Source organism: Acidovorax sp. PRC11, assembly GCF_031844105.1.
In the GTDB taxonomy this organism is placed as follows: Bacteria; Pseudomonadota; Gammaproteobacteria; order Burkholderiales; family Burkholderiaceae_C; genus Paracidovorax.
Genome location: NZ_JAUZUQ010000004.1, coordinates 202,151 through 218,151 on the forward strand (window position 1 = coordinate 202,151; position 16,001 = coordinate 218,151).

The 16,001-nt window shown below is 70.3% G+C and carries 14 protein-coding genes; 5 read left to right on the forward strand and 9 right to left on the reverse strand.

The genetic code is table 11. The features are described 5' to 3' along the window. Nucleotides 1-10 precede the first annotated feature (10 nt). Entirely contained in the window at nucleotides 11-712 is a 702-nt protein-coding gene (locus Q9R47_RS06555) for an RNA pyrophosphohydrolase (protein ID WP_311232400.1), read from the reverse strand. A gap of 92 nt (nucleotides 713-804) precedes the next feature. Between Q9R47_RS06555 and Q9R47_RS06560 the strand changes: the two genes are divergently transcribed. Together Q9R47_RS06560 and Q9R47_RS06565 are read left to right on the forward strand one after the other, a co-directional pair. After that, complete coding sequence (locus Q9R47_RS06560; RefSeq protein ID WP_311232401.1) at nucleotides 805-2,550, forward strand: proline--tRNA ligase; 1,746 nt, start codon at nucleotides 805-807, stop codon at nucleotides 2,548-2,550. Beyond that, the gene (locus Q9R47_RS06565; protein WP_311232402.1) at nucleotides 2,547-3,227 is read left to right on the forward strand and encodes a lytic transglycosylase domain-containing protein; all 681 of its coding nucleotides are present in this window, start codon (nucleotides 2,547-2,549) and stop codon (nucleotides 3,225-3,227) included. The genes Q9R47_RS06560 and Q9R47_RS06565 overlap by 4 nt, the downstream gene beginning before the upstream one ends. 19 nt (nucleotides 3,228-3,246) lie before the next feature. On the opposite strand, the gene Q9R47_RS06570 is transcribed toward Q9R47_RS06565, so the two are convergent. The 6 genes from Q9R47_RS06570 to hemA form a co-directional block, all read right to left on the reverse strand. Next, nucleotides 3,247-4,578, reverse strand: a complete 1,332-nt coding sequence (locus Q9R47_RS06570; RefSeq protein ID WP_311232403.1) for a hemolysin family protein — start codon at nucleotides 4,576-4,578, stop codon at nucleotides 3,247-3,249. Nucleotides 4,579-4,740: 162 nt separating this feature from the next. Beyond that, nucleotides 4,741-5,751: an AAA family ATPase gene (locus Q9R47_RS06575; protein WP_311232404.1), complete on the reverse strand. Its 1,011-nt coding sequence runs from the start codon at nucleotides 5,749-5,751 to the stop codon at nucleotides 4,741-4,743. 225 nt (nucleotides 5,752-5,976) lie between these two features. After that, on the reverse strand, nucleotides 5,977-6,306 hold the full coding sequence (gene grxD, locus Q9R47_RS06580) for a Grx4 family monothiol glutaredoxin (RefSeq protein ID WP_311232405.1): 330 nt from the start codon (nucleotides 6,304-6,306) through the stop codon (nucleotides 5,977-5,979). Nucleotides 6,307-6,433: 127 nt separating this feature from the next. After that, a complete protein-coding gene (gene prmC, locus Q9R47_RS06585; protein WP_311232406.1) occupies nucleotides 6,434-7,276 on the reverse strand; it encodes a peptide chain release factor N(5)-glutamine methyltransferase in 843 nt (280 codons plus the stop codon). Continuing rightward, nucleotides 7,273-8,355 carry a peptide chain release factor 1 gene (gene prfA, locus Q9R47_RS06590; RefSeq protein ID WP_311232407.1) on the reverse strand — a complete coding sequence of 361 codons (1,083 nt, stop codon included), beginning with the start codon at nucleotides 8,353-8,355 and terminating at the stop codon, nucleotides 7,273-7,275. The genes prmC and prfA overlap by 4 nt, the downstream gene beginning before the upstream one ends. Before the next feature lie 124 nt (nucleotides 8,356-8,479). Further along, nucleotides 8,480-9,778 carry a glutamyl-tRNA reductase gene (hemA, locus tag Q9R47_RS06595; RefSeq protein ID WP_311232408.1) on the reverse strand — a complete coding sequence of 433 codons (1,299 nt, stop codon included), beginning with the start codon at nucleotides 9,776-9,778 and terminating at the stop codon, nucleotides 8,480-8,482. A gap of 79 nt (nucleotides 9,779-9,857) precedes the next feature. On the opposite strand from hemA, the gene Q9R47_RS06600 reads away from it, so the two are divergent. Then, nucleotides 9,858-10,133 (forward strand): hypothetical protein, encoded by a 276-nt coding sequence (locus Q9R47_RS06600; RefSeq protein WP_311232409.1) that lies wholly within the window; start codon nucleotides 9,858-9,860, stop codon nucleotides 10,131-10,133. 38 nt (nucleotides 10,134-10,171) lie between these two features. Here the strand turns inward: Q9R47_RS06600 and Q9R47_RS06605 are convergent, their stop codons facing one another. Beyond that, entirely contained in the window at nucleotides 10,172-11,167 is a 996-nt protein-coding gene (locus Q9R47_RS06605) for an NAD(P)H-quinone oxidoreductase (RefSeq protein ID WP_311232410.1), read from the reverse strand. Between the two features lie 183 nt (nucleotides 11,168-11,350). On the opposite strand from Q9R47_RS06605, the gene Q9R47_RS06610 reads away from it, so the two are divergent. Beyond that, nucleotides 11,351-12,235 carry a LysR family transcriptional regulator gene (locus Q9R47_RS06610; protein ID WP_311232411.1) on the forward strand — a complete coding sequence of 295 codons (885 nt, stop codon included), beginning with the start codon at nucleotides 11,351-11,353 and terminating at the stop codon, nucleotides 12,233-12,235. Between the two features lie 112 nt (nucleotides 12,236-12,347). Then, nucleotides 12,348-13,319 (forward strand): tripartite tricarboxylate transporter substrate binding protein, encoded by a 972-nt coding sequence (locus Q9R47_RS06615; protein ID WP_311232412.1) that lies wholly within the window; start codon nucleotides 12,348-12,350, stop codon nucleotides 13,317-13,319. On the opposite strand, the gene Q9R47_RS06620 is transcribed toward Q9R47_RS06615, so the two are convergent. Continuing rightward, nucleotides 13,320-15,989 (reverse strand): DUF3772 domain-containing protein, encoded by a 2,670-nt coding sequence (locus Q9R47_RS06620; protein WP_311232413.1) that lies wholly within the window; start codon nucleotides 15,987-15,989, stop codon nucleotides 13,320-13,322. Nucleotides 15,990-16,001 lie beyond the last annotated feature (12 nt).

Sequence of the window (16,001 nt, forward strand, 5' to 3'; positions counted from 1 at the left end):
CGCTCTGCTTTCAGCCCGCAGGCTTGTGCCCGGGCTGCATGCCGCCGTCCAGTCCGGTCGGCAAGGCGTCGCCCGCGGTGCGTGGATCCGGATCGAAGCTGGCACCCGGCGGCAGTTCCATGCCCGGGTGCAGCAGCAGGGAGGCCGAGCGGTGTTGCAGCGTGACCGCGGTAGCGATGCCCTCGGCCACGCCTTCGCGGTTGCGCATGCCGCTGCGCAGGTAGCGGTTGCGCTGTTCGTTGCGCGGCAGGAAGCGGGCGAGTTCGGTCAGCGCCATTTCATAGACGCCGCGCTTGAATTCGACCACCACGTCCAGCGGCACCCAGTAGTCGTTCCAGCGCCAGGCATCGAACTCGGGGTGGTTGGTCGCCCGAAGATTCAGGTCCCAGTCGTGGCCGACGAGCTGGAGCAGAAACCAGATCTGCTTCTGGCCTTTGTAGTGGCCGCGGGCATCCCGTCGGATGTAACGGTCCGGCACCTCGTAGCGCAACCAGTCCCTCGTGCGGGCCACCACGCGGACGTGGCACGGGTGCAGGCCCACCTCCTCGTGCAGTTCGCGGTACATGGCCTGCTCGGGAGTCTCCCCCCGATCGATGCCGCCCTGCGGGAACTGCCAGCTGTGGGTGCGAATCCGCTTGCCCCAGAACACCTGGTTCCTCTGGTTGAGCAGGATGATGCCGACGTTGGGCCGAAAACCGTCCCGGTCGAGCATAATCTAACCCCAATTTTTAAAACTGTATCCATTATGCACGGGCCCCGATGCGCGGCAAGCGTCCCGATGCTGATGGTGGTTTCGTCCGTGCCATGAAAGCGTCCCAATTTTTCGTTTCCACCCTCAAAGAGGCCCCGGCCGACGCCGAAGTGGTGAGCCACAAGCTCATGACGCGTGCCGGGCTCATCAAGAAGCTGGGCGCGGGTATCTACAACTACATGCCCATGGGCCTGCGCGTGATCCGCAAGGTGGAGGCCATCGTGCGCGAGGAGATGAACCGCGCCGGGGCCGTCGAGGTCGCCATGCCGGTGGTGCAGCCGGCCGAGTTCTGGCAGGAGACCGGCCGCTTCGACAAGATGGGCCCCGAACTGCTGCGCATCCAGGACCGCCACGGCCGTGACTTCATCGTGCAGCCGACCAGCGAGGAAGTCGTCACCGACATCGCGCGCCAGGAACTGCGCAGCTACAAGCAGCTGCCCAAGAACCTCTACCAGATCCAGACCAAGTTCCGCGACGAGCGCCGTCCCCGCTTCGGGCTGATGCGCGGCCGCGAGTTCATCATGAAGGATGCCTATTCGTTCGACCGCGACCAGGCGGCGGCGAAGGCCAGCTACCAGGTGATGGCCCAGGCCTACCGCCGCATCTTCGACCGCTTCGGCCTGACCTACCGCGCGGTGGCCGCCGACAGCGGCGCGATCGGCGGCGACCTGAGCGAGGAGTTCCAGGTGATCGCCGCCACGGGCGAGGACGCGATCGTCTATTGCCCGCAGAGCGACTACGCGGCCAACATGGAGAAGGCCGAATCGCTGGCCCCGCAGGGTGCGCGCCCGGCGGCGTCGCAGGCGCTCGCCAAGACGCCCACGCCCGGCAAGAGCACCTGCGCGGACGTCGCCCAGCTGCTGGGCGTGCCGCTGCAGTCCACCGTGAAGTCCCTGGTGCTGGCGACCGACCGCACCAACGAGGCCGGCGAGATCACCGGCAGCCAGGTCTGGCTGCTGCTGCTGCGCGGCGACCACGACATGAACGAGATCAAGGTCGGCAAGGTGCCCGGCCTGGACGCGGGTTTCCGCTTCGCCACCGTGGGCGAGGTCGAAGACCACTTCGGCTGCAAGCCCGGCTACCTCGGCCCGCTGAACCTGCGCCAGCCCGTCAGGCTGGTGGTGGACCGCGAGGTGGCGGTGATGGCCGACTGGATCTGCGGCGCCAACGAGGTCGATTTCCACATGACCGGCGTGAACTGGGGCCGCGACCTGCCCGAACCGGAGGTGGTGGCCGATCTGCGCAACGTGGTGGCCGGCGACCCGTCGCCGGACGGCAAGGGCACGCTCGCGATCGAACGCGGCATCGAGGTGGGCCACGTGTTCTACCTGGGCACCAAGTACAGCAAAGCCATGAACGCCACCTTCCTCGGCGAGGACGGCAAGCCGGCCTTCTTCGAGATGGGCTGCTACGGCATCGGCATCACGCGATTGCCCGCGGCGGCCATCGAGCAGAACCACGACGAGCGTGGCATCATCTGGCCGGACGCGATCGCGCCGTTCACGGTGGTGGTGTGCCCGATCGGCATGGACCGCAGCGACGAGGTGCGCGCGGCGGCCGAGAAGCTGCACGCCGACCTGCTCGCAGCCGGCGTGGACGTGATACTGGACGACCGCGGCGAGCGCCCGGGCGCGATGTTCGCCGACTGGGAACTCATCGGCGTGCCGCACCGCGTGGTGCTGTCCGACCGCGGCCTCAAGGAGGGCCAGGTCGAGTACCAGCACCGCCGTGACGCGGCGGCGACCAAGGTGGCCGCCGCTGAAATCTTTGCCTTCATCAAGGATCGAATCAAGGTATGAACAGGGGTGGTGGGGAGCGGGGCGGGACGCCCGGCAGGGGCCTGTCCCGTCGGGCATGCGTGCTGGCCGGAGCCTCTTCAGGACTGACCGGCTGGCTCGGCATGCCCGCGGCCGCCCATGCGGGAGGACAGCTGGAAGAGCCGCTCATGGACTCGGTGCGCACCGCGCTCACGTCCGCGGTCTCCAACCAGGCACCGCCCGAGCCCAACTTCTCGACCACCGAGGCGCGCCTGCACTACCTGCGCTGGCTCGGCACCATGAGCGACCGGCTGCGCCGCCGCAAACCCGACTGGGAGGTGCGCCGCGACTTCCTGCAGACGGTGTGGTACGAATCCAAGCGCGCGGGCCTCGACGTTTCCCTGGTGCTCGGGCTCGTGCAGGTGGAGAGCGCATTCCGCAAGTACGCCGTCTCCAGCGTCGGCGCGCGCGGCTACATGCAGGTCATGCCGTTCTGGACGCGGGTGATCGGCGACGGCGACGCGAGCAAGCTGTTCCACATGCAGACGAACCTGCGCTTCGGCTGCGTGATCCTGCGCCACTACCTGGACCGCGAGCGCGGCGACCTGTTCATGACGCTCGGCCGCTACAACGGCAGCCGAGGCCGCTCGCCGTACCCGGATGCGGTGTTCGCGGCGCAGCGCAACTGGCTCTTCGAGGACCGCGTCCGGTCGGCCTGAGCGGGCCGGTGCTCCGCGCTCAGCCGCCCGCCGCCGGCCCGGGCCCGGCAGGGTGCGTGCCCCCTTCCTGCAGGCGCGAGACCATGATCTGGTCGATGCGGTAGCTGTCCACGTCGAGCACTTCGAACTTGTAGCCGCCCCAGTTCACGCTGTCCGTGCGCCGGGGCACGCGGCGCAGCATCACCATCAGGAAGCCCGCGAGCGTCTCGTACTCGCCCGCGTGCGGCAGTTCGTCGAGGTGCAGGGCGCGCAGCACGTCGCCCACGGGCGTCACGCCGTCGATCAGCCAGGAGTTCTCGTCCCGGCGGACGATCTGCTCCTCGTCGTCGGGGCCGATCAGGTCGCCCATCACCGTGCTCATCACGTCGTTCAGCGTGACGACGCCCACGACGAGGCTGTATTCGTTCACGATCACCGCGAAATCCTCGTGCACCTGCCGGAACTGGTCCAGCACCTCGGCGAGCGAGAGGCGATCCGGCACGATGAGCACCTTGTGGACCAGGCCCTCGTCCTGCAGGGAGATCGGCTGGTTGTTGAGCACGCGCTGGAACAGGTCCTTCGCATCGACGTAGCCGACGACGTGGTCGATGTCGCCCTCGCACACCGGGTAGGTGGAGAACGGCTCGGCCGCGATGCGTGCGCGGATGAGCTGGTCCGGATCGTCGCGCAGGAAGAACGCGATGCGGTCGCGCTGCGACATGGCGCTGCTCACGGGGCGCGAGTCGAGTTCGAACACGTTCTCGATCACCTGCTGCTCACGGGCCGCCAGCACGCCGGCCCGGGTGCCGGCCTCCATCATGGCCAGGATGTCGTCGGAAGTGATGCGGTCGTCGCGCAGGGACGAGAGGCCGAGCAGGCGGAAGAGCAGGTCGGCGGCGCGGCTGTAGAGCCAGACCACGGGCCGCAGCACGGCCATCAGGATCGCCATGGGCCGGGCGACGACCACGGCGAGGCGCTCCGAATTGACCATGCCCAGGCGCTTGGGGAACAGGTCTGCGAACAGGATGAACAGCGACGTGATGGTGACGAACGAGGCGATGAAGCCGAAGGTGTCGGCGCGCGCGTCGCTGAGCCAGAGCTGGAGCAGGGCGGTGAAGTGCGGGCTGAGCGCGCCTTCGCCGACGATGCCGCCGAGGATGGCCACCGCGTTCTGCCCCACCTGCACGACGGTGAAGTAGTCGCCCGGCTGCTCCTGCATGCGCATGACGCTCTCGGCGCGGACCTCGCCCTCGTCGGCGAGCTGGCGCAGGCGCAGGCGGCGGGAGGCCGCCAGGGAAATTTCGGCGACGGAGAAGAACGCGCTGGCCACGATCAGGAGGCCGATGAGGAAGAAGCTTTGCGACAGGGTCATGGGACGGGCAGGCGCCGCCATGGATTTGTCGTGTGAAGGGCCGTGCGCCAGCGTCCCGAGTGTACGCGGGCCGTGCGGGCACGGCCGTGCGGAACAGTCCAGCCGGCTTGCGCGATGGATCAGCGGGGCACGGCGGCTCCTCCGCCGTACCGGAATGGCGGGCTACTGCACGAAGCCCATGCGCGGCTTGCCGGACGCGCCGCGCGGCAGGTCGGCCACCTCGACGGTGGAGCGGTGCTGCAGCCGTGCGTTGCCGAAGCCCGTCATGAGCGCCCGGCGCATCTCGCGCGGGGGCATCTGCGCCAGGATGTCCAGCACGTCGGCCTGGGGTTCGGGATCGATCAGCCGGCCCCAGTCATGGCCCTCGCGGATGCCCTGGTAGAGGTTGCGCGCGATGGTGCGGGCCTGCTCCGCCGAGGGCGCCTGCACCTCGAACACGTTCATGCGGTTGAGGATGGGCGCGGGAATGCCGCGCTCGTCGTTGGCGGTGGTGATCCAGATGACCTGGCTCGCATCGATCGCGATTTCGGCGAATTCGTCGGTGAAGCTCTGGGCGGTGTCGTGCTCCAGCAGGCCGTAGAGCGCGCCCAGCGGGTCGTACTGCGCATCGGCGCTGGCCTTGTCGATCTCGTCGACCACGATGACGGGGTTGGCGTATTCGCCGTCCACCAGCGCCTCGAACACCTTGCCGGGGCGCGCGCCCTTCCACTGCGAGGACGAGCCCGAGAGCAGCCAGCCGGCGGTCATCGAGCTCATGGGCACGAGGTTCATTCCGGTGCCGAGCAGCTCGGCCAGCTGGCGCGCGAAATGGGTCTTGCCGATGCCGGGCGGGCCGATCAGCAGCATCGGCGTCACCTCCAGGCCGTCGCGGCTGTCCTGTGCCAGCGCGACGTGGCGCTTCACGTCGTCGAGCGCATCGGAGAAGTTGGGCAGCTGCTCGTAGAGGCCTGCCATGTCGGGCACGCCGGACGGCTTCACCTGGAAGCGCTCGGGGCCCCGTTCGAGCATGCGCTCGTAGACCGCGCGCAGGGTTTCGTATTCACGCTGGCTGCCCGCGTCCTGCAGCCGGGCGAGGCGGCGCTCCACGTCGCCGGGCCGGAACACGTTGCGCAACTGGGCCACCGGCAGGCCCATCGAAGGAGATTGCGGGACAAGGCTGTGTGTCGTCGTCATGGCGCGCTCCTGGTTCGTTGGAGGGTGAGGGCACGCAACCATTCAAGCACACAACATGCCGGCTTCCAACGGTGGAAAAACCCCGTCAACCGGTGGCAGTTGTCCGACAGCGACAGCCGCGCCCGTGGCCGTGGCCACGGCCACCGCGCCTCCGCCCGCGCCGCCGGACGTGAAAAAGCCGCCCGCGCATGAAGCGGCCGGGCGGCCGGGCAGGGGGGCCGGATGTCAGGCCTGGGGCTGGCCGCCCAGCACCTGCTGGAGTTCACCGGATTCGTACATCTCCATCATGATGTCGGAGCCGCCGATGAACTCGCCCTTCACGTAGAGCTGCGGGATGGTGGGCCAGTTGCTGTATTCCTTGATGCCCTGGCGGATTTCCGAGTCTTCCAGCACGTTCACCGTGGCCAGGCCCTTCGGCTCGACGCCGCAGGCCTTGAGGATCTGGATCGCGCGGCCGGAGAAGCCGCACATCGGGAAGCTGGCGTTCCCTTTCATGAAAAGCACCACGTCGTTGGATTTGACGAGGCTGTCGATGCGTTGCTGGGTGTCGCTCATGGTGTGCTCCTGGTGGGGGCCGCGCGTGCGGCGATGGATGGGATTATTTCACTGCGGCCCCGGTTCTGGAGGCATGCACCATGTGGAGGCATGCGCCGCGGTTTCCAGAGGGGGTGGACGGACCGCATCAGCAGGGCCTGCGGCCACCGCTGCAGCGCGCGTGGCCGGCGAGGTCGGCGCGGCTCTGCACGTCGGTGAACCCCCCGGCGCGCAGCAGTGCCTGCACGGCATCGGCCTGGTTCCAGCCGTGCTCCAGCAGCAGCCAGCCGCCCGGCACCAGCCGCGCCGGGGCCTGCGCCACGATGGTGCGGATGTCGTCCAGGCCGTCGTGACCGCTCGCCAGGGCCTGGCGCGGCTCGTGTACCAGCGCGGCGAGGTGCGGGTCGCCGTCCTCGATGTAGGGCGGGTTGGAGACGATGGCGTCGAACGGGCCGGCAACGCCCTGCAGCCAGCAGGAACGCACGAAAGCGACGGGCAGCCCGAGCCGCCGCGCATTGGCCTGGGCGACCTGCAGCGGCTCGGCACTGGCGTCGAGCGCCAGCACCCGGGCGTCGGGGCGTTCGTGCTGCAGCGCCAGGGCGATCGCGCCGCTGCCCGTGCCCAGGTCCGCCACGTGGGGGGAAGGCGTGGTGCGCAGCGCCTCCAGCGCCCAGTCCACCAGGGTTTCGGTATCGGGGCGCGGATCGAGCACGCGCGCATCCACCTGCAGGGTCAGGCCGTAGAACGCCTTGCGGCCCGTGAGGTAGGCCACCGGCTCGCCGGCCCGGCGGCGCGCGCAGAAGCCGTCGAACGCGGCCCGGGCATCGGCTGGCAGCGTGTCGGTGTCGTGCGCCAGCAGCCAGGCGCGGCCGGCGTCGTGGCGGCCGAGCGCGTGCAGCAGCAGCATCTGCGCATCGATGCGCGCCAGCCCCGCGGCCTGCGCACGCGCCAGCGCCGCGGCGAGGGTGGAGTCCGGCCCGGCGGTGGTCACGCGCCGGCTTCCAGGTCGGCCAGCAGTTCAGCCTCGCGCGCATGGCGCAGTGCCTCCAGCACTTCGCCCAGGTCGCCCTCCATGATGGCCAGCAACTTGTAGAGCGTGAGGTTGATGCGGTGGTCGGTGAGCCGGCCCTGCGGGAAGTTGTAGGTGCGGATGCGGTCGGAGCGGTCGCCCGAGCCCACCAGGCCCTTGCGCAGCGCGGCTTCCTTGGCGGCGCGCTCGCTGCGCTCCTTTTCCTGGATGCGCGCCTGCAGCACCTGCAGTGCCTTGGCCTTGTTGCTGTGCTGGCTGCGGCCGTCCTGGCACTCGGCCACGATGCCGGTGGGCAAGTGGACCACGCGCACGGCGGAGTCGGTCTTGTTGATGTGCTGGCCGCCGGCACCGCTCGCGCGGAAGGTGTCGATGCGCAGGTCGGCGGGGTTCAGCGTGACGGCCTGCTGCTCGTCGGGCTCGGGCATCACGGCCACGGTGCAGGCGCTGGTGTGGATGCGGCCCTGGGTTTCGGTGGCGGGCACGCGCTGCACGCGGTGGCCGCCCGATTCGAAGCGCAGCGCGCCGTACACGCCGTCGCCTTCCACGCGCAGCACCACTTCCTTGTAGCCGCCGATCTCGTTGTCGCTGGCGCTCAGGATCTCCACCTTCCAGCCGGCCGTGGCCGCGTAGCGCGTGTACATGCGGGCCAGGTCGCCCGCGAACAGCGCGGATTCGTCGCCGCCCGTGCCGGCGCGGATTTCCAGGAAGGCGTTGCGCGCATCGTCCGGATCGCGGGGCAGCAGCAGGCGCTGCAGCTCGTCCTCCAGCTGCACCAGCTCCGCCTCGGCGGCGGTGATCTCCTCCCGCGCCATGTCGGCCATGTCGGGATCATGAAGCATCTCGCGGGCGCCGGCCAGATCGGCCTCGCGCTGGCGGTAGCGCGCGTAGCGGCCGGCCACCTGCGTCACCTCGGCATGCTCGCGCGAGATGGTGCGGTACTGGGCCATGTCGGACATGATGTCCTCGCGCGACAGCAGGAAGTCGAGCTCTTCGAGGCGCTGGGCGTAACGCTCCAACTGGCTTCTGAGGAAGGGTTTCATGGGAAAAGAAGGGGGTGAGCGGCTGCGTTCGATCGATCGGCCGATCCATGTTCGCAGCGGGGGCATCCGGGCGCGGATGCGGGAGGCCGTCGGGGCCCGGGGGAGAAGGGGGCGGCGGGCGCCGCTACAGGCCGCTCTTGGACTGCGATCGCAGGAAGAGGCGCGAGACGGTCTGCGCCGTCTGGGCGCGCGTGTCGGCATCGCCCGCGCGCAACTCGGCCAGGGTGCCGTGCAGCATCTTCTGCGTGAGGCCGCGCGAGAGCGCCTCCAGCACGGCGTCCAGGTCCTCGCCCTTGGCGAGCATCTTCTTGGCGCGCGCGATCTCGAGCGCACGCCACTCGTCCGCCTGGGCGTTGATCTGCTGGATGAGGGGCACCACGCCGCCGGTCGGGCTGCGCTGGTCCATCCAGTGCATGAAGCTCTGCACGCCCGCGTCGATGATCGCCTCGGCCTGCGCGACGGCGGCCTGGCGGCTCGCCTGCGCGGTCTGCACCACGCTCGCGAGATCGTCCACGGTGTAGAGGTACACGTCTTCCAGCGCCTTCACCTCGGGCTCGATGTCGCGCGGCACGGCCAGGTCGACCATGAAGATCGGGCGGTGGCGGCGTTTCTTGAGCGCGCGCTCGACGGCGCCCAGGCCGATGATCGGCAGGCTGCTGGCCGTGCAGCTCACCACCGCATCGAACTCGTGCAGGCGGTCGGGCAGGTCGGCCAGGCGCATGACCTCGCCGCCGAAGCGCGTGGCGAGCTTCTCGCCGCGCTCCAGCGTGCGGTTGGCGATCGCCAGGCCCTTGGGATTCTTGGCCGCGAAATGGGTGGCGGCGAGTTCGATCATCTCGCCCGCGCCCACGAAGAGGATGCGGATCTCCGTCAGGTCTTCGAACAGCTGCCCGGCCAGGCGCACGGCGGCGGCGGCCATGCTGATGCTGTGGGCGCCGATCTCGGTGCTGGTGCGCACTTCCTTGGCGACGGCGAAGCTGCGCTGGAAGAGCTGGTTGAGCGTGGTACCCAAAGCGCCGGCCGTCTCGGCCGCGCGCACCGCGTCCTTCATCTGGCCGAGGATCTGCGCCTCGCCCAGCACCATCGAATCGAGCCCGCTCGCCACGCGGAATGCATGGCGTGCCACGAGGCCTTCTTCGAGCGTGTAGGAGTGCGAGCGCAGCAGCGACGGGCTCACGCCGCCGCTCTGGGCCAGCCAGTCGAGCGTATGGTCGAGTGCCGTCTGCTGGCCGGCGCAGTAGATCTCGGTGCGGTTGCAGGTGGAGAGGATCGCGGTTTCCACCTGCGGATGGCGCGTGGCGCCGCCCAGCGACTGGCGCAGGCCCTGCAGCGTCGGGGCGATCTGGTCGATGGCGAACGCAAAACGACCGCGCAGATCGAGCGGCGCGGTCGTGTGGTTGATGCCGAGGGCCCAGACTGCCATGCACGGATTATAAAATTTCCCACCCACCCGCGTGCTGCCCGCAGCACAAGGGCCTTGATCTGCGTCATGCCTTTGCGCTATGAGCCCGACCGCTGCTGCCCTCCACCTGCTGAATTTCATGGCGCCTGCGCTGGGCGTGTCGCTGCTGCTGGCCTGCGCGGCTGCGGTGTGTTTTCGCGGGGCGCCGCGCACCGTCGGGTTCCTCGGGCAGGTGGCCGTGGGCTTCGCGGTGGGGCTGGGGGTGTGCGCTGCCGGGCTGGCGTGGGCGGGGCGGGACGGGAAGATGCTCACCTATGCCGCGCTGGTGGTGGCCTGCGGCACGGTGCAGTGGGTGCTGGTGCGCGGCTGGAAGTAGCGGCTGCCACGTCTCCCCCCTTGGCCGGCAAGTCGGCATCAAGCCTCGGCGCCCGGACGGGGCAGCAGCAGGATCTTGCCCACGTTCGCGCCCGATTCCATGTGCCGGTGCGCCTCTGCCGCCTCGGCCAGCGGGTAGGTGCGGTCGATCACCGGGCGCAGCGTGCCCGCCGCCAGCGCCGGCAGCCAGCGCTCGGCGAAGCGCTGCACCATCCCCTGCTTGACCTCGGGCGGGCGTGATTTCATCACCGTGCCGAAGATCCGCAAGTGCCGGTACAGCAATGTCTCCATGGGCAGCGTTCCCTGCTTGCCCCCCAGCAGCCCCACACACACCAGACGACCGCCCTCGGCCAGAGAGCGGACATTGCGCTCCAGGTAGGTCGCGCCGATGAAATCGATCACGACGTCCACGCCCCGGCCGTCCGTGGCGTCGTGCACCACGGCCTGGAAATCCTCGCTCCGGTGGTCCACCACCACATCGGCGCCGAAGCCCTGCACCGCAGAGTGCTTGGATGCGCTGGCCGTGGCGAACACCCGTGCGCCCGCCGCGTGCGCCAGCTGCACCGCCGCGGAGCCCACGCCCCCGGCCGCGGCATGCACCAGCACCGACTCGCCCGCCTGCAGGCCCGCCAGATGTAACAGCGCCTCGTGCGCGGTCACGAACACTTCGGGAATGGCACCGGCCTCCACCAGGCCCAGGCTTTCCGGCACCGGCATGGCCAAGCGGTGGTCGATGCGCGACAGCTCGGCATAGGCGCCGCCGCCCACGATGCCCATGACCCGATCGCCCACGGCGAAGCCCTGCACCTCGTTGCCCACGGCCTCCACGGTGCCGGCGATCTCCAGGCCCATGGTGTCGGCATCGCCGAAGGACGACCGGCCGTAGGCGCCCTGGCGGTGCAGCAGGTCGGCGCGGTTCACGCCGATGGCGGCATTGCGCACCAGCAGGTCGTGCGGGCGCAGGTCCGGGATGGCGGTTTCGCGCAGCTGCAGCACCTCGGGGCCGCCGAAGTCGTCGAAGTCAATGGCTTGCATGGTGGAGGATGGGGCGTTCATGGAAGGGGCTCGGTTCGCTGAAAAACGGTGGCCGCCGTGCAGGTGGGACAAGGGAAGGCACATGCTGCAGGGCGTTGGTGGGAGCGAGCTTACGCCGGGCTGCTGCCTGCACGGTGCCGCGATTTCGCTCTACAGTGCTGCAAATCTGCATCACGCTCTGCTATGAACTGGGACGACACACGCATCTTCCTCGCCATCACCCGAGCCCCTTCGGCGCGGGCTGCGGCGCGCAGCCTGGGTATTGACCAGGCCACCGTCGGGCGGCGGCTGAACGCCCTGGAGGCTGAACTGGGTACCCGCCTGTTCCTGCGCGCGCGGGACGGTTATTTGCTGACCGCCGCGGGCGAGGCTGCCCTGGCCGCCGCGCGCCGCATGGAAAGCGCGGCGCTGCACCTGCGCACCCAGGTCGAGGGTCAGGACGACGAACCCCGTGGCCTGGTGCGCGTGACCTGCACCGACTCCATCGCAGTGGACCTGCTGCTGCCGGCGATCGCGCGGCTGCAGCAGCGCTGGCCGCAGATCCGCGTGGACCTGCAGGTCTCCGCGCAACTGCTGAGCCTTGCGCACCGGCAGGCCGACATTGCGTTTCGCAACGTGCGGCCGGACACGCCCGACCTGGTGGTGCGGCGCGTGGCTTCCTGGCCCGTAGGGCTGTTCGCCAGCGCTGCCTACCTGGAGCGCTTCGGCCAGCCCCTGCCCGAAGATGAGTTGCGCGGACACCACCTCGTCGCCTACGCTCCGTACCTCGAGAACGCGTCCTGCCTCACCCTGGCCGGCGTCCCCGCCCGCCAGGGCCGCATCGCCGCCGCCGTGCCTTCCAGCCTGATGGTGCGCAAGGCCGTGGCGGCCGGCATCGGCGTCGGGGAAATGCCGCTGTGGATGGGGGAGCGCGAGGGGCTCGTCCGCCTCTGGCCGGACCGCCGGCGCGCGCACGACTACGACGTGTGGATGGTGATGCATCCGGATCTGCAGCGCACGGCAAGGGTGCGGGCGGCGGCGGAGTTCCTGTCGGAGGCGGTGCAAGGAATGGATGGGAGGGGTGTCTGACCCGAGGCCTGCGCCTGCTGCAGACGGCTCCCACGGGTATTGCCCCCGTGTCCTCACCTCTCTTTACTCCTAAGCTCCAGTCTCCATCCCATCCACTTTCGGAGACTCTCGAATGCGCTTGCGCACCTGGCTCACCGCCGCCGCCGCCCTGGCCTGCACCTCCCTGGCCGCCCTGGCCCAGCCCGCCTTTCCCTCCAAACCCATCCGCGTCGTGGTCGGCTTCCCGGCCGGCGGCCCGCTGGACCAGCACGCACGGCTGCTGACCGACAAGCTGCAGGCGGTGCTGGGCCAGCCCGTCGTGGTGGATTACAAGGCCGGCGCGGGCGGCACGGTGGGCGCTCAGGACGTGATGAAGGCGCCGCCGGATGGCCACACGCTGATGCTGGCCAACACGGGCGTGATGGTCATCAACCCGGCGCTCTACAGCAAGCTGCCGTACGCCACGCTCAAGGATTTCACGCCGATCGCGCGCACGGCGATGCAGCCGCTGGCGCTGCTGGTGAACCCGAAGCTGCCGGCGCAGAACCTGCAGGAGTTCATCGCGTATGCCAAGGCGCGGCCGGGGCAGGTGAATTTCGGGTCGGCGGGCAACGGGGGCATCAGCCATCTGGTGCCGGAGATGTTCAAGACGGCGACGGGGCTGTTCATGGTGCACATCCCGTACCGCGGCAGCGCGCCGGCCTTCACCGACCTGATGGGCGGGCAGGTGCAGTTCATGGCCGAGAGCATTCCGCAGGCCGCGGCGTACCACAAGCAGGGCAAGGTGCGCGCGCTGGCCGTCACCAGCCGCGAGCGCAATCCGGCGCTGCCCGACGTGCCGACGGCGATCGAGAGCGGGCTGAAGAACTTCGAGGTGGTGGGCTTCTACGGCTTCCTGGCGCCGGCCGGCACGCCGAAGGACGTGGTGGCGAAGCTCAGCGATGCGTTCGGCCAGGTCATGCAGTCGCCCGAGGTGAAGAACCGCATGGTGGCGCAGGGCGCCGACCCTGCCTTCCTGGGCGCCGATGCGTTCGCCAGCTTCCTGGCGGCGGAGATGCCGCGCTGGGCGACGGCGGTGCAGCAGTCCGGCGCCAAGCTGGATTGACTAGGCAGCGTTCGGCGCGGGGCCGCCTGCCGGTCCTTTGGGCTGCGGAGGGGCCACGGTGAGCGCATCCACCGGGTCGCTCGGCGCGCTGTGGCGCGGCGCCATGGGCGTGGTCGTCGTCGTGGGCGGCGAGAGGGCCAGGCCGGCCTGCCGCAGCGTCTCCAGGATGGAGAACAGCAGGTCGCTCTTCACGCCGCCCGTGTTGCGCGGGTTGACCACATGGCCGATGGCGAGGAAGGTGAGGGTGCCGTCCACGATGCCTTCGAGCTGGACGATGGGCGCGGGCGTGTCGAGCACGTCCGGGTGCGAGGTGAAGGCATCGAGGATCAGTTGCCGCATGCGCTGCGCGTCGGTGTCGAGCGGTGCCGGCAGGCGCAGCAGCACGCGGCCCTGGGCGCCGCCCCAGGTCATGTTGCGCACGGTCTTGGTGATGAATTCCGAGTTGGGCACGATCACGGTGGAATGGTCGCCGAGCTGGATCTCGGTGGCGCGCACGTTGATGCGGCGGATGTCGCCCTCGGTGTCGCCGAGCTTGACCCAGTCGCCCACCTTCACCGGGCGTTCGGCCAGCAGGATCAGGCCGGAGATGAAGTTCTGCACGATGGCCTGCAGCCCGAAACCGATGCCCACCGAGAGCGCGCTCGCCACCCAGGCGATGCGCTCCACGCTGATGCCCAGCGCTGCCAGCGCGGCCGCGATCACCATCACGCCGCCGAAGTAGCCGAGCAGGGTGGTGATGGAGCTGCGCATGCCCGGCTCCAGCGTGGTGCTGGGGAAGTACCGGTCGCTCAGCCAGCGCTTGATCATGCGGATGCCGAAGAAGCCCGCGGCGATCACGCCCAGCGCCGTCAGCAGCGCCTGCGGCGCCAGCGAGAAGTTGCCCAGGTTCAGCCCCTGGTCGAGCGCGCTGCCGCGGCGGAACAGCTCGTCCGGCCCGGTGCCGAAGGGCGCCAGCAGGGCGATGACCAGGTAGAAGAACAGCACGACGCGCAGCGCGCCGGAGACGATCACCGCGGCCTGGTCGAGCAGGCGCGGGTCGATGCCCATGCCGGTGTGAAGGCGCTGCCCGAAGCCGCTGCGCGACGACAGCACGGCGTCGCTGACGTCGTCCACGAGCTGGTAGAGCAGGTAGGCGGTGGCGAAGACGACGCCGCTCCAGACCATCTGGCGGGCGAGGGCCCCGGCCAGGGCGATGTAGCCGAACGCCACCAGCAGCACCACGGCGAGCGAGGCGATGCCCGCCAGCGCGACCAGCAAACCCACCCAGAGCGGGCGGGCCGGCGGCGGTGCGGGCGCCGCGGGGGCGTCGCCCTGGCCGTCCGCTGCGTCCGCGGCCGGGGCGTGGGGGGCGGCGGCCGGGGCGTTGAGCTGGCGCACGGCCGCGGCGACGATGGCCGCCACGAGCAGGGCGAAGCAGGCCTGGGCGGTCACGTCCGCGGCCAGGCTCGCGCTCACGGCGGCGTTGATCTCGGTCACGATGCCGCCGAGGGCCGCGATGATGGCGATGCACCACGGATAGGGGCTCAGCCGGCGCGCGAGGTCGTCGGGCAGCGAGGGCAGGCGCCAGGTACTGCGCTTGCGCGACAGCAGCGCATGCCCCAGGCCGATGGTGAAGGCCGCGAACACCGCGAGGCCGACGGCGGTATGGCCCAGGTCCTGCAGCCGCTCGCCGAGGTTGTCCCCGGTATCGAGGCCGCTCAGCAGCCACTGCGCCGCCAGGCCGGTGAAGACCACGTTCGCCAGCACCGACGCGGTGGCGAGCAGGGAACGCCGCAGGCGGCCGGCGGGCAGCTTGGCGGGCGCGATGCGCACCAGCAGGCGCTCGCCGGCCCAGTTGCCGCCCACCAGCAGCACCAGCGCTCCGAGCAGGCTGATGAGGAAGGCGCGGCGCCGTTCGGGCTCCAGCGCGCGCCGCACGGCCTGGCGGGTCTCGATGGCGAGCACCGAGAGGCGCTGGGTGTCGGTGGCCCAGGCGGCGCGCACGTTGCGCCAGAAGGCGGCGCCCAGGGGTGAATCGGCCCGCGCGGTGAGTTCGGCCTGGAACTGCTGCCGGCGCTGGCGAAGCAGGTCGGCGCCGAGCTGTTCGGCATCGACGGCGATCAGCCGGGCCAGCTTGAGGTCGGCATCCACCGTGCCCCGCTGCTTGGCCAGGGCGCTGCGCTGCTGGGCGACGTCCGGGGCATCGGCGGGGGCGCCTTTCTCGGGCGCGGGGCCGAGGCCCGCGAGCCGGCTGTCGAGGTCGGCCAGTTCGTTCGTGCGGCGGGCCACCACCTGTTCGGCCGTGGTGCCGACGGCATAGGCTTCGTTGACGAGCCGGCGGCCGTCGTCGTCTTCGCCGAGCTTGCGCGGAATCGCTTCGAGGCGCTTGCGCAGGTCGTCCACGGAGGGCAGCGGCACGTCGGGATCGTCCGCGGCCGCGGCAGCGGCTGCGGCGGCCGATGCCGCGGCAGCACGCGAGGCGGCGGCGCTGGCGCCGGCCGCCGGGGCCGAGGCGCTGCCCTGCGGCGGCGCGGCCCATGCCGGTGTGGCGGCGAGCGGCCCGATCAGCAGCAGCCACAGTGCGGTCAGCAGGAGCGCGGTGCCGGCGCCGTGCGCGAAGGGGCGCCGAAGGCCCTGGAAGGCGCGCCGCAGAAGGCACGCACGGCGATGAAGAGGAATGGTCGAGTCCATGGCAGGACCCGG

Bases quoted from the DNA above. Each gene is read 5' to 3' on its own strand.
- Q9R47_RS06555 (WP_311232400.1), bottom strand. From the start codon at position 712: ATGCTCGACCGGGACGGTTTTCGGCCCAACGTCGGCATCATCCTGCTC.
- Q9R47_RS06560 (WP_311232401.1), top strand. From the start codon at position 805: ATGAAAGCGTCCCAATTTTTCGTTTCCACCCTCAAAGAGGCCCCGGCC.
- Q9R47_RS06565 (WP_311232402.1), top strand. From the start codon at position 2,547: ATGAACAGGGGTGGTGGGGAGCGGGGCGGGACGCCCGGCAGGGGCCTG.
- Q9R47_RS06570 (WP_311232403.1), bottom strand. From the start codon at position 4,578: ATGACCCTGTCGCAAAGCTTCTTCCTCATCGGCCTCCTGATCGTGGCC.
- Q9R47_RS06575 (WP_311232404.1), bottom strand. From the start codon at position 5,751: ATGACGACGACACACAGCCTTGTCCCGCAATCTCCTTCGATGGGCCTG.
- grxD (WP_311232405.1), bottom strand. From the start codon at position 6,306: ATGAGCGACACCCAGCAACGCATCGACAGCCTCGTCAAATCCAACGAC.
- prfA (WP_311232407.1), bottom strand. From the start codon at position 8,355: ATGAAACCCTTCCTCAGAAGCCAGTTGGAGCGTTACGCCCAGCGCCTC.
- hemA (WP_311232408.1), bottom strand. From the start codon at position 9,778: ATGGCAGTCTGGGCCCTCGGCATCAACCACACGACCGCGCCGCTCGAT.
- Q9R47_RS06600 (WP_311232409.1), top strand. From the start codon at position 9,858: ATGAGCCCGACCGCTGCTGCCCTCCACCTGCTGAATTTCATGGCGCCT.
- Q9R47_RS06605 (WP_311232410.1), bottom strand. From the start codon at position 11,167: ATGCAAGCCATTGACTTCGACGACTTCGGCGGCCCCGAGGTGCTGCAG.
- Q9R47_RS06610 (WP_311232411.1), top strand. From the start codon at position 11,351: ATGAACTGGGACGACACACGCATCTTCCTCGCCATCACCCGAGCCCCT.
- Q9R47_RS06615 (WP_311232412.1), top strand. From the start codon at position 12,348: ATGCGCTTGCGCACCTGGCTCACCGCCGCCGCCGCCCTGGCCTGCACC.
- Q9R47_RS06620 (WP_311232413.1), bottom strand. From the start codon at position 15,989: ATGGACTCGACCATTCCTCTTCATCGCCGTGCGTGCCTTCTGCGGCGC.